Annotated in this window: 16 protein-coding genes and 1 pseudogene; 8 read left to right on the top strand and 9 right to left on the bottom strand. The window is 64.5% G+C overall.

Going from position 1 to position 14777, the window contains the following annotated elements; translation table 11 throughout:
• Positions 1-32: 32 nt before the first annotated feature.
• On the bottom strand, positions 33-818 hold the full coding sequence (locus tag FJ964_RS15980) for an IclR family transcriptional regulator (protein WP_140514524.1): 786 nt from the start codon (positions 816-818) through the stop codon (positions 33-35).
• Positions 819-986: 168 nt separating this feature from the next.
• Here FJ964_RS15980 and FJ964_RS15985 point away from each other — a divergent pair, with 168 nt between their 5' ends.
• From FJ964_RS15985 to FJ964_RS16020, 8 genes are all read left to right on the top strand, one after another.
• Positions 987-2306, top strand: a complete 1320-nt coding sequence (locus tag FJ964_RS15985) for a sugar ABC transporter substrate-binding protein (RefSeq protein WP_140551257.1) — start codon at positions 987-989, stop codon at positions 2304-2306.
• A 145-nt stretch (positions 2307-2451) separates the two neighbouring features.
• Positions 2452-3348 carry a sugar ABC transporter permease gene (locus FJ964_RS15990; RefSeq protein WP_140551258.1) on the top strand — a complete coding sequence of 299 codons (897 nt, stop codon included), beginning with the start codon at positions 2452-2454 and terminating at the stop codon, positions 3346-3348.
• The gene (locus FJ964_RS15995) at positions 3348-4214 is read left to right on the top strand and encodes a carbohydrate ABC transporter permease (protein WP_140551259.1); all 867 of its coding nucleotides are present in this window, start codon (positions 3348-3350) and stop codon (positions 4212-4214) included. Before FJ964_RS15990 ends, FJ964_RS15995 begins: the two co-directional genes overlap by 1 nt.
• Positions 4215-4218: 4 nt before the next feature.
• Positions 4219-5316, top strand: a complete 1098-nt coding sequence (ugpC, locus tag FJ964_RS16000) for a sn-glycerol-3-phosphate ABC transporter ATP-binding protein UgpC (protein ID WP_140551260.1) — start codon at positions 4219-4221, stop codon at positions 5314-5316.
• Positions 5317-5319: 3 nt separating this feature from the next.
• Positions 5320-6432: a mandelate racemase/muconate lactonizing enzyme family protein gene (locus FJ964_RS16005; protein ID WP_140551261.1), complete on the top strand. Its 1113-nt coding sequence runs from the start codon at positions 5320-5322 to the stop codon at positions 6430-6432.
• A 10-nt stretch (positions 6433-6442) separates the two neighbouring features.
• Positions 6443-6772 carry an L-rhamnose mutarotase gene (locus tag FJ964_RS16010; RefSeq protein WP_140551262.1) on the top strand — a complete coding sequence of 110 codons (330 nt, stop codon included), beginning with the start codon at positions 6443-6445 and terminating at the stop codon, positions 6770-6772.
• Positions 6765-7862 (top strand): Gfo/Idh/MocA family oxidoreductase, encoded by a 1098-nt coding sequence (locus FJ964_RS16015; RefSeq protein ID WP_140551263.1) that lies wholly within the window; start codon positions 6765-6767, stop codon positions 7860-7862. The genes FJ964_RS16010 and FJ964_RS16015 overlap by 8 nt, the downstream gene beginning before the upstream one ends.
• On the top strand, positions 7850-8296 hold the full coding sequence (locus FJ964_RS16020) for a MaoC/PaaZ C-terminal domain-containing protein (RefSeq protein ID WP_140551264.1): 447 nt from the start codon (positions 7850-7852) through the stop codon (positions 8294-8296). The genes FJ964_RS16015 and FJ964_RS16020 overlap by 13 nt, the downstream gene beginning before the upstream one ends.
• Positions 8297-8336: 40 nt before the next feature.
• Here the strand turns inward: FJ964_RS16020 and FJ964_RS16025 are convergent.
• From FJ964_RS16025 to FJ964_RS16060, 8 genes and pseudogenes are all read right to left on the bottom strand, one after another.
• Positions 8337-8564: pseudogene (locus FJ964_RS16025) on the bottom strand (DeoR family transcriptional regulator); the annotation flags it as partial.
• Between the two features lie 127 nt (positions 8565-8691).
• Complete coding sequence (locus tag FJ964_RS16030) at positions 8692-8973, bottom strand: UxaA family hydrolase (RefSeq protein WP_140551265.1); 282 nt, start codon at positions 8971-8973, stop codon at positions 8692-8694.
• On the bottom strand, positions 8970-9869 hold the full coding sequence (locus FJ964_RS16035) for an NAD(P)-dependent oxidoreductase (RefSeq protein ID WP_140551266.1): 900 nt from the start codon (positions 9867-9869) through the stop codon (positions 8970-8972). Before FJ964_RS16035 ends, FJ964_RS16030 begins: the two co-directional genes overlap by 4 nt.
• Positions 9870-9926: 57 nt before the next feature.
• On the bottom strand, positions 9927-11159 hold the full coding sequence (locus FJ964_RS16040; RefSeq protein ID WP_140551267.1) for a PhnD/SsuA/transferrin family substrate-binding protein: 1233 nt from the start codon (positions 11157-11159) through the stop codon (positions 9927-9929).
• 24 nt (positions 11160-11183) lie between these two features.
• Complete coding sequence (locus FJ964_RS16045; protein ID WP_140551268.1) at positions 11184-11990, bottom strand: ABC transporter ATP-binding protein; 807 nt, start codon at positions 11988-11990, stop codon at positions 11184-11186.
• Complete coding sequence (locus tag FJ964_RS16050; protein WP_181172489.1) at positions 11987-12739, bottom strand: ABC transporter permease; 753 nt, start codon at positions 12737-12739, stop codon at positions 11987-11989. Before FJ964_RS16050 ends, FJ964_RS16045 begins: the two co-directional genes overlap by 4 nt.
• Positions 12736-13545 (bottom strand): ABC transporter permease, encoded by an 810-nt coding sequence (locus FJ964_RS16055; protein ID WP_140551270.1) that lies wholly within the window; start codon positions 13543-13545, stop codon positions 12736-12738. Before FJ964_RS16055 ends, FJ964_RS16050 begins: the two co-directional genes overlap by 4 nt.
• Entirely contained in the window at positions 13542-14738 is a 1197-nt protein-coding gene (locus FJ964_RS16060; RefSeq protein WP_140551271.1) for a UxaA family hydrolase, read from the bottom strand. The genes FJ964_RS16055 and FJ964_RS16060 overlap by 4 nt, the downstream gene beginning before the upstream one ends.
• Between the last annotated feature and the right edge of the window lie 39 nt (positions 14739-14777).

Genomic DNA, 14777 nt, shown 5'->3' on the forward strand with positions numbered 1-14777 from the left:
TCTCACGGAGGAATTCTTCATTCAAATAAGAATTACACCGATGAGCCGACGGCCGACCCGGCCAGACGCGACAGCTTTTCACATGTCGCCAGCAGCAGTTCGATGGTGCGGGTCATGTCCGGCGCGGACGGTGCGTTGACGACGGTGATGTAAGGAATCGAAAGCGCCGCGATGGCCTTGCCGTCGGAGCCGCGCACCGGTGCCGACAGATTGTAGACCCCGGCGGTCTGCATCGAGGCCATCATCTCATATCCCCGTTCCCTGATCTGGTCGAGACGGGCAAAGAACTCGGGCGGCTGCGCCGTATTGTCGGTGCTGCGGACATGTTCGGAGATCATCATCTGGCGCTCCTCCTGCGAACGGAAGGCGAGCAGCACATGTCCCGAACCGGTGTCGAACAGGCTGATGTGGGCACCGACCCGGATCGAGATGCCCCAGTAGTTCGGCGCCTCCTGCTGGCCGATCACCACGGCGGAACCGCGATCAAAAACAACAAGTTGGTTGGCCTGCTGCGATGTCTCCGCCAGCTCCCGCATCAAGGGCGTCGCATAGGAAACCAGCCGCCGCACCGGCGCGTGCAGTTGCGCCAGACCGAACAGCTTGAGCGTCAGTGAATAGCGGTCACCGTCGAGCCGCGTGACATAGCCGCGCCGCACCAGCCGGTCCAGCATGCGGTAGAACTCGTTGGGGCTGCGGTCGAGCTTCTTGGCGATTTCCGCCTGCGTCAGGCCGCCGTCGACGCCGGCCAGCAGTTCCAGGATGTCGAGCCCCTTGTCGAGCGCAGGCGCGCGATACCGCTCGTCTTCGCTATCATCCATCGACCGTCCCTCCAGTGAAATCGATTCTTCATATACGCAGGAACGCGGCCGGCGGAAACAAATTTCGCCTTGACGTATCCATGAATGTTTTGTTTGTATATGAATGTAGCGCTTCTTGTCATCAGACGAGTTGCGGTCGCCGCTGAGGCGCACCCAGGGAGGATACCAATGAACAGACTGCTTTCCGGCGTGTGCGCCGGCGCATTGTTGCTTGCGTCAGGCGCAGGCGCAGCCCTTGCCGCGGAGCTGCCCGGCAAGTTCGAAGGCATTACCGTCGACGTGAAGCTGATCGGCGGCCAGCAATATGAAAAGCTCTACGAGCGCATCCCCGAATGGGAGAAGGCGACCGGCGCCAAGGTCAACATCCTGACCAAGAAGAACGGCTTCGACATCGATAAGGAGTTGAAGTCCGACATTGCCTCGGGCAGCACCAACTGGTGCGTCGGCTGGAATCACTCCTCCTTCGCGCCGCAATATACCGGCCTCTATACCGACCTCAGCAAATTGCTGCCCAAGGAAGAGATCGACGCCTTCGTGCCGTCGACGATCAAGGCGGCGACCATCGATGGCAAGCTGGAGATGCTGCCGCGCGCGCAGTTCGACGTCTCCGCCCTCTATTACCAGAAGAGCCTCTACGAGAATGCCGACAACAAGGCCAAGTTCAAGGCGAAATACGGCTATGATCTGGTGCCCCCGGACACCTGGAAAGAGGTCACCGACCAGGCCGAGTTCTTCGCCAACCCGCCCAATTTCTACGGCACACAGTTCGCCGGCAAGGAAGAGGCGATCAACGGCCGCTTCTACGAGATGGTGGTGGCCGAGGGCGGCGAGTATCTCGACAAGGACGGCAAGCCGGTCTTCAACTCCGAAGCCGGCGTGCGGGCGCTCGACTGGTTCGTCAACCTCTACAAGGCCAAGGCCGTGCCGGCCGGAACCACCAATTATCTCTGGGATGATCTCGGCCAGGGTTTTGCCTCCGGCACCGTTGCCATCAACTTGGACTGGCCGGGCTGGGCCGGCTTCTTCAACGATCCGAAATCGTCGAAGGTCGCCGGCAATGTCGGCGTCAAGGTCGCGCCGAAAGGCTCGTCCGGCAAGCGCACCGGCTGGTCCGGTTTCCATGGCTTCTCGGTGACCGAGAACTGCCCGAACAAGGAGGCCGCGGCATCGCTGGTGTGGTGGCTCACCAATGAGGACAGCCAGAAGCTGGAAGCCGCCGCGGGCCCGCTGCCGACCCGCAGCGCGGTCTGGGACTGGGACCTGAAGCAGGCCGAAAACGATCCGTACAAGAAGGAGGTTCTCTCCGCCTTCCAGGAAGAAGCCAAGCACGCCTTCGCCGTGCCGCAGACGCCTGAATGGATCGAGATCTCGAACGCCGTCTATCCCGAATTGCAGGCGGCGATTCTCGGCGACAAGACGTCCAAGCAGGCGCTCGACGAAGCCGCCGCCAAGGCGACGCAAATCCTCGAAGACGCCGGCAAGCTGTAGAACCGCTCCCAAGGCCGCCTCCCCCATCAGTCATGGGGGAGGCGCTCGCGTCTTAAGGCGCGCACTGCCTCGGGTGTTCCACGATGACGACGCCTGCCCCGCCGGGCTCGACAGGCGGCAATCGAATGCAACTCACAGGGTCCCAATGAAGGGCTTCAAGCCATCCGCGCCATTCCTGCTGCTGCTTCCGGCGATCATCGTGCTGGCGGCGGTGGTCATGGTGCCGTTGCTTTTGTCGCTCTATTCCAGCTTCACGCCGTTCCGGCTGACCAAGCCCGAAACGTTCTTCGTCTTTGTCGGCTTCCGCAATTATCTCTCGATCCTGGCGAACGCCGATTTCTGGTGGGCGTTCGGGCGCACGGTTCTGCTGCTGACCATAGCGCTCAATCTCGAAATGCTGCTGGGCCTCGGCCTCGCCATGCTGGTCGAGAAGGCGACCCGCGGCCAGCGCATCCTGCGCACGCTGATGATGTTTCCGATGATGTTCTCGCCGATCCTCGTCGGCTTCCAGTTCAAGTTCATGTTCAACGACAATATCGGCCTGGTGAACAACGCCCTGCAATCGCTCGGCATCACCAGGGATGCCATCCCGTGGCTGATCGAAGGCCATCTCGCCTTCATCGCCATCTCGATCGCCGAGATCTGGTCGTCGACGGCGATCTTCGCCATCCTGATCCTCGCCGGCCTGCTCGCCATGCCCAAGGAGCCGATCGAGGCGGCGCGCGTCGACGGCTGCACGCCGTGGCAGACATTCCGTTATGTGACGTGGCCGTTCGTCATGCCTTTCGCCTATATCGCCATGACCATACGCTCGCTCGACGTCGCGCGCGCCTATGACATCGTCAAGATCATGACCGATGGCGGACCGGCCGGCCGCACCGAGCTTTTGTGGACGCTGGTGGCGCGCACCGCCTACAGCGACGGGCGCATGGGCATGGCCAACGCCATGGCCTATTTCTCGATCCTGCTGTCGATCGCCTTCACCGTCTACTTCTTCAACAAGCTCGCCGCGGCGCGCACGCAGATCGGTGCGGAGTGGTGATGGACGAGAATTCTTCCGCCCGCCTCAAGCGCCGGCTGCTGGGCATCGCCTATCGCATCGGCCTGTTCCTGGCGATGCTGACCATCTGCCTGCCCGGCCTGTGGATCGTGTTTTCGTCGCTGCGGCCGACGGTGGAGATCATGGCCAAGCCGCCGGTGTGGATCCCCCAGCAGATCTCGTTCGACGCCTATGTCGCGATGTTCTCAGGCATCGGCAAGGGCGGCATCCCGGTCATCGAATATTTCCGCAACTCGCTGATCATCTCGGTGACCTCGACGGTGATCGCGGTGGCCATCGGCATGGCCGGCGGCTATGCCTTCGCGCGCTACCGTTTCCGCGGCAAGTCGGGCGTCTTCCTCGGCCTGATGCTGACGCGCACGGTGCCGGGCATCGCACTGTCGCTGCCACTGTTCTTCCTCTACGTGCGGCTCGGCATCATCGACACGCATTTCGGGCTGATCCTGGCCTATGTCGCGCTCAACGTGCCGTTCACGATCTGGCTGATCGACGGCTTCTTCCGCCAAGTGCCGAAGGACCTCGCCGAAGCCGCCCAGATCGACGGCTGCACCCGCTGGCAGGCCTTCTGGCAGGTCGAGTTCCCGCTTGCGGGACCCGGCATCGCGTCGGCCGCGATCTTTGCTTTCCTGACCTGCTGGAACGAGTTTGCGCTGGCCTCGCAGCTGACCCGTTCGGTCAGCGCCAAGACGCTGCCGGTCGGCCTGCTCGACTACACGGCCGAGTTCACCATCGACTGGCGCGGCATGTGCGCGCTCGCCGTGGTGATGATCATCCCGGCGCTCACCCTCACTTACATCGTCCAGAAACACCTCGTCGGCGGCTTGACCTCCGGCGCGGTGAAAGGCTGATCCCATGGCAACGGTTTCCCTCCAAAAGCTGACCAAGCGCTACGGCAATGTCGGGATCGTGCACGGCATCGACCTCGACATCGCGGACCGCGAATTCATCGCGCTGGTCGGTCCGTCCGGCTGCGGCAAGTCGACGACGCTCCGGATGATCGCCGGGCTGGAAGAGATCAGCGCCGGCTCGATCGAGATCGGCGGCCGTGTCGTCAACGATTTGCCGCCGCGTTCGCGCAACATCTCGATGGTGTTCCAGTCCTACGCGCTTTATCCGCACATGACGGTGCGCGAGAACCTCGGCTTCTCCCTGAAGATCGCCGGGGCCGCCAAGGAGGACATGGAGCGCCGCGTCGCCGAAGCCTCGGCCATCCTCGGCCTCGACACGCTCCTCGACCGTCGCCCGTCGCAGCTTTCCGGCGGCCAGCGCCAGCGTGTCGCCATGGGCCGCGCCATCGTACGCGATCCCGACGTGTTCCTGTTCGACGAGCCGCTTTCCAATCTCGACGCCAAACTGCGCACGCAGATGCGGACCGAAATCAAGAAGCTGCACGCCAAGGTGCGGTCGACGGTGATCTATGTCACCCATGACCAGGTCGAGGCGATGACGCTTGCCGACCGCATCGTGATCATGCGCGACGGCCATATCGAACAGGTCGGCACCCCAGACGAGGTGTTCCGGCGGCCGGCGACACGGTTCGTCGCGGGCTTCATCGGCTCGCCGCCGATGAATTTGCACGAGGCGACGATCGATGACGGCCAACTGGTTTTCGCCAGCGGCGAGAAGCTGCCACTGCCCAACCAGTTCAAACCCAATGTCGCCCGGGGTGACAAGGTGGTGTTCGGGCTGCGGCCCGACGACATCTATCCGACCGGCCATGGTATCAGTTCCGGCGGCGCGGCCGACGTCCACCGGATCGAACTGCCGATCACGGTCACCGAGCCGCTTGGCAACGAGACCCTGGTGTTCGTCGAATTCAACCGCCAAGACTGGGTGTCGCGGATGCTGAACCCACGACCGCTTGGATCGGGCGAGCGGGTGGCCATGAGCCTCGACCTGTCGCAGGCGCATCTGTTTGCCGCCGACACCGGAAAGTCATTGCGGAGCTGAGACATGGCCAAGATCGAAAAAATAGAACTGCGGATGGTGGACCTTGTGCCCAAGGTCAAGCGCACGGACGCGATCCAGAGTTTCGTCAGCCAGGAAACGCCTCTCGTCACGATCACCGATTCCGACGGCGCCGTCGGCACCGGCTACAGCTACACGATCGGCACCGGCGGCTCGTCGGTGATGCGGCTCTTGTCCGACCATCTGGCGCCGCGCCTGATCGGCCGCGACCCCGACATGATCGAGGCGATCTGGCACGATCTCGAATTCGCCACCCACGCAACGACCATCGGCGCGATCACCGCCATAGCCATAGCCGCGATCGACACGGCGCTGTGGGATCTCAGGGCGAAGAAACAGGGCCTGCCGCTGTGGAAGCTCGCCGGCGGCGCCAAGGACCGCTGCCCGCTCTACACGACGGAGGGCGGCTGGCTGCACATCGAGACGCAGGCGCTGGTCGATGACGCGCTGGCCGCCAAGGCCAAGGGCTTTCGCGGCTCGAAGGTGAAGATCGGAAAACCACACGGATCGGAAGATCTGGCGCGGCTGGCGGCGGTGCGCAAGGCGGTGGGCGACGGCTACGAGATCATGACCGACGCCAATCAGGGATTTTCGGTCGATGAGGCGATCCGCCGCGCGGCGAGGCTGCGTGAACTCGATCTCGCCTGGATCGAGGAGCCGCTGCCGGCGGACGACATCGATGGGCATGTCAGGCTGTCGAACTCGACGCCGACGCCGATCGCCATCGGCGAGTCGCTCTATTCCATCAGGCATTTCCGCGAATACATGCAGAAAGGCGCCTGTTCGATCGTGCAGGTCGATGTCGGTCGCATTGGCGGCATCACGCCCTGGCTAAAAGTGGCGCACGCGGCGGAGGCCTTCGACATCCCGGTCTGCCCGCATTTCCTTATGGAATTGCATGTCAGCCTCACCTGCGCTGTTCAGAACGGCCGGTATGTCGAGTACATTCCGCAGCTTGACCAGTTGACCGGCAAGCGCATGCGCATCGAGGATGGGCAGGCGCTGGCACCCGACGAGCCCGGCATCGGCATCGATTGGGACTGGGACGCGGTCAAGGCCATGAGCATCGCCGAATTCACCACGGCGATCACCAAATAGGAGAACTGATATGCAGCGGATGGGAATGGTGCTGGGACTGAAGCCGGAAAAGGTCGAGGAGTATATCCGCCTCCATGCCGCCGTCTGGCCCGACGTGCTGACCATGATCTCGGCCTGCAACATCAAGAACTATTCGATCTACCTGAAGCGGCCGGAGAACCTGCTGTTTGCCTATTTCGAATACCATGGCACCGACTATGCCGCCGACATGGCCAAGATGGCGGCAGACCCGAAAACGCAGGAATGGTGGGCCCTCTGCATGCCTTGCCAGGAGCCGCTGGCGACCCGCAAGGAGGGCGAATGGTGGGCTTCGATGGACGAGGTCTTCCATCATGACTGATGGCGGTTTCGACCCTGCCTCACTCATCCAGTCCTGGCCTAAGCCTACAAAGCCCCGGCCGATCGTCACCTTTGGCGCAGGTTCGATTGTCGGCGATGCCCATTTTCCCGCCTACCGGAAGGCCAAGTTTCCGATTGCCGGCCTCTATGATCCGGACCAGGCCAAGGCGCGGACGCTGGCCGAGAAATGGGGGGTCACCGCATTCCGCTCCGTGGAAGAAGCCGCCGGAATCAACGATGCGATCTTCGATCTCGCGACACCGCCCGGTCGGCATGCCGAGATCCTGAAGGCGCTTCCCGAGGGGGCGGTCGCACTGATCCAGAAGCCGATGGGCAACTATCTCGGCGAGGCAACCGAAATCCTCGAAATCTGCCGCGCCAGGAAGCTCAAGGCTGCGGTGAATTTCCAATTGCGTTTCGCGCCGATGGTGCTGGCGCTCAAGGATGCCATCGCCAAGGGATGGCTCGGAGAGGTCGTCGACTTCGACGCCTGGCTGGCGCTGGCGACGCCTTGGGAATTGTGGGAATTCCTGCTCAAGGCGCCGCGTGTCGAGATCGCCATGCATTCGATCCACTATCTCGACCTCGTCAGGCAATTGCTGGGCGATCCCAAAGGGGTGCACGCCAAGACACTCGGCCACCCCAACCGTAGCGTGGCTCAGACGCGCACCAGCGCCATCCTCGATTATGGCGACACCGTGCGCTGTGCGCTGTCGATCAATCATGACCACAAGTTCGGGCGCCGGCACCAGGCCTGCGAATTCCGCATCTGCGGCACCGAGGGCGCGGCCTATCTCAAACTCGGCCTCAATCTCGACTATCCCCGCGGCGAACCGGATGTCCTGGAAATATACCCGAAAGGCGGGACGGATTGGATTGCCGTGCCACTCGCCGGCGAATGGTTCCCCGATGCCTTTGTCGGGCGCATGGCCAATGTCCAACGCTTTTCTTGCGGGGAAGACGACGAGTTGGTCAGCTCGGTCGAGGACGCCTGGAGCACGATGGCGCTGGTGGAAGCCGCCTATAAATCGAGCGCGGCGTCGGCGACGCCGCTGGCCGAAAGGCCGGAGGGCAGGACATGGAACAGATAATTTATTTCGAAGACTACGAAATCGGCTCCTCGCGGCTGACCAGCGGCCGCACCATTACCGAGACCGACTTCATCGTCCATGCCGGACACACCGGCGATTTCTTCCCACACCATATGGACGCCGAGTTCATGAAGACGACGCCGTTCGGCCAGCGCATCGCGCACGGCACGCTGGTGTTCTCGGTCGGCATCGGACTGACGGCGAGCGTCGTCAACCCGGTTGCCTTCTCCTATGGATATGACCGGCTGCGTTTCATCAAGCCGGTGTTCATCGGCGATACGATCCGCACGCGCACCACCATCGCAGCCAAAGAGGACGATCCGAAGCGGCCGGCCGCGGGTCGGGTGATCGAGCGCTGCGAGGTGATCAACCAGCGCGATGAAGTGGTGCTGGCCGCGGACCACATCTACATCGTCGAACGCAAACCCGGCTGAGGCGGCGCTACGATCCCGTGGCGCGGGCGGTGATGCGCTCCATCGCCGGCTCGCTCGGCTCGAAGCGAGCGGCGCCGCCATGCACGATGCCGAGCCGTCCCTGGTCGGAAAGCAGCTTCAGGTCGCGGCGGATGGTCTCGCGCGAGACGTCGAAGAAACCGGCCAGTTCGGCGACGCTGACGGAGCCCTGGACGCCCAGGCGCCTCAGGATCTCGTCATGGCGGCGGGGAGCAAGGGCACGTGCCGGCAGACGGCTGTCGGGGGACATGAAGAGCCTCATATCGAACGAATGATGTTGCAATATGTGGCAGTGAACCGGCCAGGAGGCAACCGCAAGGACGGCGTGGCCATGGCCGATCGATAAGGTCCGGCCTGTTCGGGATGCTGGTCCGGCGTCAGCGTCCGCGCAGGCTTTGCAGATTGTGCACGTGGACGTGGTCGCCGGCCGCCACGGCAGCCGTCAGGCGGCCGATCGCCTCGCCGTATTTGCGTATGATGGAGCCGGCGGCCAAGTCATGCAACGCCAGCTTATGGCCGGCTTGCAGCGCGGCGCCGGCCTTGAGGACAAGCCCCTCGCGGGCGCCTCGCGTCGTCACTTCGGCGCCTGCCTCGACTGGTTCGACGAGGACAGCCACGTCGTCGTCAGCGTGCAGCACTATGGCTCCAGGCTTGGTCATGCGCCGGCAAGCCGGACCTGGACGCCGGTCGCGTCTTCGCGCAGCTTCAGCACGGCGCCGACGTCCTTGCCGGACATGCCGGCGTCCATCGCCTCCCTGAGCACGGCGAGCGTGGCGCCCCCGACCGGCGTCTCGACGCCGAGCGCATCGTTCATCGCCAAGGCAAGCCGGCAATCCTTGTGGGCAAGCTTGACCATGAAGCCTGGCTCGAAGTCGCCCTTGAGCGCGCGGTTGTGCATCGCCACCGCCAATTGCTGGTTCCAGGCCATCGTCGTCTTCAGCACGCTGATCATGGTGTCGAGCGTCAGGCCCGCCTTGGCGCCGGCGACCAGCGCCTCGGAGCTGGCCGTGATCAGCACGCTGGCCAGCAGGTTGTTGGTGAGCTTCATTGCCTGCCCCATGCCGAGCCCGCCGCAATGGATGAGGTCGGCCCCCATGCTCGACAGGATCGGGCGGGCGCGCTCCAGCACGGCGGCATCGCCGCCGATCATCAGCGTCGAGGTTCCGGCGATGGCGTGCTCCACCGTCTTGCCGACCGGGCTGTCGATCATATCGACGCCGCGCTGCGCCAGCCATGCTCCGATGCGCTGGGTGGTCTGCGGGTCGATCGTGCTCATGTCGATATAGAGGCTGCCGGCCTTGAGGCCCTGACCGATGCCGTCGGCACCGAGCACGGCGGCCTCCACATCAGGCGCATCCGGTAGCATGGTGATGACGATTTCCGATTGCTGCGCAACCTCGCGCGGCGACGCCGCCGCCCGGGCGCCGGCGTCGACCAGTTTTTTCACCGCCACGGGATTGAGGTCGAAGACCGTCAGTGGGTGCCCCGCCTTGAGCACGTTGCGGGCCATCGGTGCGCCCATGGTTCCAAGTCCGACAAAACCGACTGACGTCATGGATCAACTTCCTTCCCTGAATGACTCTACTGCGAATGCGCGTGCCGCCCGAACTCCTCAGGACGGCACTTTCCACTGGTCGAGCTGCCATGCCGGCAAGCCACGCAGATCCTTGGCATTCTTGTCGGTGAAGCCGCTTTCGTCCGGGACCTTGCCCGTGCCCTCATAGGCTTTCTGAAGCAGCGGCGCCGCTTTGCCGAAGGCCGCCTTGACCTGGTCCCAGCTCAGCGCCTCAGGAATCATCTTGCCGGCAACCATGAACTGGGAGATCTGGCTGATCGCCGCTGCATCGCCTTCGGTCGGCCAGATCCAGCCGCGCTGGAAAAGCACCTCGTCGCCGATGACCTTGGCGCCCAGCGCGGGATCGAGCCCCCAATATTTGACAACCGACTGCGAGATCTCCCGCGGGTCGATCTTCTGGAGATCGGCGAGCGCGCGTTGCGCGGCCGTCAGGAAGGCTTGGCCGAGCGCGGCATCGTCGCCGACGATTCGATCGCTGCAGATCCAGAAGGAGCGATGCAGGTAGTAGCCGTCGGGGTAGAATTTCGACTTCTTGACACCGGGCAGCATGTGACCCTCGCCCTCGCCCGCGGGTCCGCTGTAGCCGGCCTCGGTATAGCCGAACGAATTCATGATCCCGGTGAGGCCGGTTTCGGCATTCGCCTTCAGGAAGGCCGGGTAGATCACCACCGACGCGTCCATGCCCTCCGGCAGGGACGCGGCAACGGCCTGGGTCGGCGTGTTGACGATGTTGATGCCGAAGGCGCGCGGGTCGGCGTCGCCCAGTTCCTGCAGCAGCATTTGCGAGAGCGCGTTGTAGGGATCGCCGCCGACAAGCGCGCCGACGGTCTTGCCCTTGAGGTCACCGATGTTCTTGATGGCGGAGCCCTTGCGGGTCGCCAGCACCATGCGCATGTGGCCCTCGCCGACGGTGAGAATGTTGATCGGCTGCGCCTGCGAAAGCAGCCGCACGATCGGCGTGTTGCCCCACATGCCGATGTCGAGGTCGCCGGAGACGAAAGCTTCCACCATCGGCAGCGCGGAGGGATAGTCGCGCCAGTCGACTGTCAGGTCGTAGCCGAGTTCGGCAGCCGCCTTCTCCAGCAGCTTTTCGTTGATCATACGTTGCGTCAGCGGCGAGTTGCCGGCCGCGTAAGGCTGGCGGCCGATTGAGACCTTGGCCGGCTTGCGATCCTGCGCCCGCACGATCGATGGCATGGCCAGCGCGGCAGCCGCGGCACCACTCAGGACTGCGCGTCGGTTGAATTCGGTTTCCAGAAGTTTCCTCATGACAATCCTCTCCCTGTTGTCGCTTCAGTTCATCGTTGCGCGGTAAGCCTCTTCGCGGATCAGTTCCCAGATCGATTGGCTGAGCCTGGCGAAATCGCCGGAGCGCCGCGTCTCGTCGCCGCGCGGCCTAGGCAGGTCGATGTCGATGACCTGCTTCAGGCGGCCCGGATGGCTGCTGAGCACCGCGACCCGGTCGGCCAGGAACACCGCCTCGTCTATGGCGTGCGTGATGAAGACGACCGTCCGCCGCTCGGCGGCGGGGCGGTCCTGCCCCCAGATGCGCAGCAATTCGTCTTGCAGGATGACGCGGGTCTGCGCGTCCAGCGCCGCCAGCGGCTCGTCCATCAGCAGGATTTCCGGCTCGTTCGCCATCAGGCGCGCCAGTGCCACGCGCTGCCGCATGCCGCCCGATAGCTGGTGCGGGTATTTGTCCTCGGAGCCGGTCAGGCCGACCATTTCGACGGTGCGGTTGACGCGGTCGGCGCGCTGCGTGGGCGAAAGCCCTCGCCCGGCCGGCCCATAGATCAATCCGAACTCGACATTGCCGCGCACGGTGCGCCAGGGAAACAGGGCATAGTCCTGGAACATCACGCCGCGTTCGGCCCCCGGTCCTTCGATCGGCCTGCCGTTCAGGCTCATCGTGCCCGACGTCGGCCTGTCGAGGCCGGCGAGCATGTTGAGAACGGTCGTCTTGCCGCATCCGGACGGGCCGACGATAGCCATGAACTCGCCGGCCCTGATGTCCAGCGACAGGCTGTCGACCGCCACCACGGAGGCAGATCCCCCGAAGGATTTGCTGACGCCGTCGAGGCGGATCTTGGCATCGCTCATGGCTGGCTCCACGGCACGGCGAAGGCGAGTGCGGCACGCAGGATGCGGTCGAGCGCGAAGGCTACGATGCCGACCGCGATCATGCAGACCACCATGCCGTTGAGGTTGATCGAGTAGGCGTAGAAGACGAACATCATCTGGCCGATGCCGCCGCTGCTGCCGGACTTGGCGCCGACCGCAAGTTCGGCGGCAATGATCGCCGTCCAGGCGATGCCGAGGCCGATGCGCATGCCGACCAGAATGGATGGCAAGGCGGCCGGCAGCAGCACCACCCGCATCCGCGTCAGCGGCGCCAGCCCCATGGTCAGCGCGGCGCGCATCAGGCTGGGCTCGATACGCTTCACGCCCGAGATGGTGTTGATCAGGATCGGGAAGAAGGCGGCATAGGCAACGATGGCGACCGCTGCCCCGGAACCCGAGCCCAACCAGAGGATAACCAGGGGCAAGATGGCAAGTGCCGCTATCGGCCGGAAGGTCTCGACCAGCGGATCGAGATTGCGCTCGACGGCCGGGATGCTGCCCATGGCGATGCCAAGCGGGATCGCCAGCAGCGCGGCTGCCGCGAAGCCGGCGAAGACCCGTCCGAGGCTGGTGGCGAGACCGGCCGCGAGATCGCCGTCGCGCAGCATGGAAATGGCCGTTTCGGCGACCGTGCTGGGACGTGGCGCCTGGGCGGAGCCGGAGGCGAGAGCTTCCCAGACGACCAGCAGCAGCACGGGAACGACGAGGCGAAGCGCAAGCCTTTTCATCGCGCTGCCTCCGTCCGCGCCCATGGGGTCAAGACATCCGAGAGCCAGCGCAATCCCTTGTCCGTCAGGAAGCCGAGCAGGCCGATGGTGACGATGAAAGCCATCACCGTCGGCGTCGACAGCATGCTGCGGTAGTATTCGATGGCGTAGCCGAGGCCGTTCGGCGCCCCTACCAGTTCGGCGGCGACGACGGCGGTCCACGCCGCCGCCACGGCAAGCCGGGCCGAGACCAGGATCGCCGGCAGCGCCGCCGGAACGATGACGCGCCGCATGATCGCCGGTCCGGACAGGCCCATCGTGCTGGCCGCCGCGACGAGCCGCCTGTCGACGGAGGCGGCGCCCGCGGCGGTGCCGACCAGCAGCGGGAAGAAGGCGGTATAGAACATGATGAACAGCGGCAGCCGATGGCCGATGCCGAAGATGTAGAGCGCAAGCGGTATCCAGGCGATGCCGGCTATCGGCCGCAGGATCTCCACCGGCAGTTCGAGCAGATCGTTCCAGAGCCGGCTGCGGCCCATCAGCAGTCCGAGCGGCACCGCCATCGCGGCGGCCGCCGCGACGCTTGCCAGCAGCCGGACAAGGCTGATCCCTGCATTGCCGAGCAGTTCGCCGTTGAGGGCCGTATCGCGCAGCGCAAGCGCAACCGCGACCGGCGACGGCAAGAGCAGCTTCGAAGGCACGAAGAACGATGCGACATACCAAGCGATCACGAACAGGCCCATCGTGCGCAAATACACGAACAGGCTGGCCAGGCGCGCAAAGCGCAGTGTCCCTTGGCCGGCGTCGTTCGAGGAGATAGCCGTCACAACGAGCCTCGCACGCGGGTCGGAACTTCGAGCCCTTCTCCCAAAATCTCGCCGAAGGTGAGCGTTCCACCGGCGATATCGAGGATGGTCGCCAGCAGCCGGTTTGCCGCTTCGGTGACGGTTTCGGTCCCCTCCGAAACCGGGCTGGCGTCGAAATCGATCTGCTCAGGCAGCCGGCGGGCCGTCTCGCGCCGCGCCGTGATCTTGATCGTCGGCGCGAGCGCGCTCGCGGTGCTGTTGCCTGGTCCGGTTGTGAACAGCATGATCTGGGCACCGGCCGCGGCGAAGCCTGTCATCGATTCCGGCGAGAAGGACGGGCCGTCCATGAGGTAGAGGCCGCCGGCGGTGACCGGCTCGGCCATGCCGAGCACGCCGTCGATCCGGCAAGTTCCCGTCTTGGCCAGGGCGCCGAGCGACTTCTCCTCGATCGTGCTCAACCCGCCGCGTATATTCTCCTCGCCCGGATTGTTGCCGGTCAGGCTGTGGCCGGACGCGGCGGCGAAGCCTTCCTTGCGCTCCACAGCCTGCAGGATCTGTCGTGCCACCGTTGCATCGCGGGCGCGCGCCGCGAGTATATGTTCTGCCCCCAGCCACTCGACGGTCTCACCGACAATGACGGTGCCGCCATGCGAAACCAGAAGATCGACCGCGGCCCCCACGACCGGATTGCTGACCAGACCCGAGGTCGCGTCGGAATGGCCACACTCGATGCCGACCACCAGCTGCGCGCCGGGCAAGGTCTCGCGCCGGATCCGCGAAGCCTCGCGCAGCAACGCCGCGCCGCGCCTGATGCCCTCGCCCATGACCGACAGCATGTCCTCATGCTGCTCGGCGAAGGAAACGCTGGCGACCGGCTTGCCGCAAGCCGAAATGCGGGCCGCGACCATCTCGGTCGTCGCCGAATCCACTCCGACCACCAGAACGGCGGCGGCGTTCGGATTGCGGCCGAGACCGACAAGTTGATCAAGATGCAGGCCGAGGTCCGGCTCGATGTGCCCCCTGCCCGCGCTCGTCGCGGCCAGAAGCGCGCCTTCGAGACCCGCCGCGATCCGCTCGCTGACACGCAGCGCCAAACCATTGATGCACAAGATCAGCACATAATTGCGGATTCCGGCGCGGCCGTCGGCCCGCCTGTAGCCACTGAATGGCGGCAGGCCGTCGATTTTCCCGGCACCGGAGGCAGGCAGTGGCATTGGCGTTTCCAACCGTCGCGAGCGTGGCGATCTCTTTAA

It is taken from the genome of Mesorhizobium sp. B2-3-2 (assembly GCF_006442295.1).
Classification (GTDB): domain Bacteria; phylum Pseudomonadota; class Alphaproteobacteria; order Rhizobiales; family Rhizobiaceae; genus Mesorhizobium.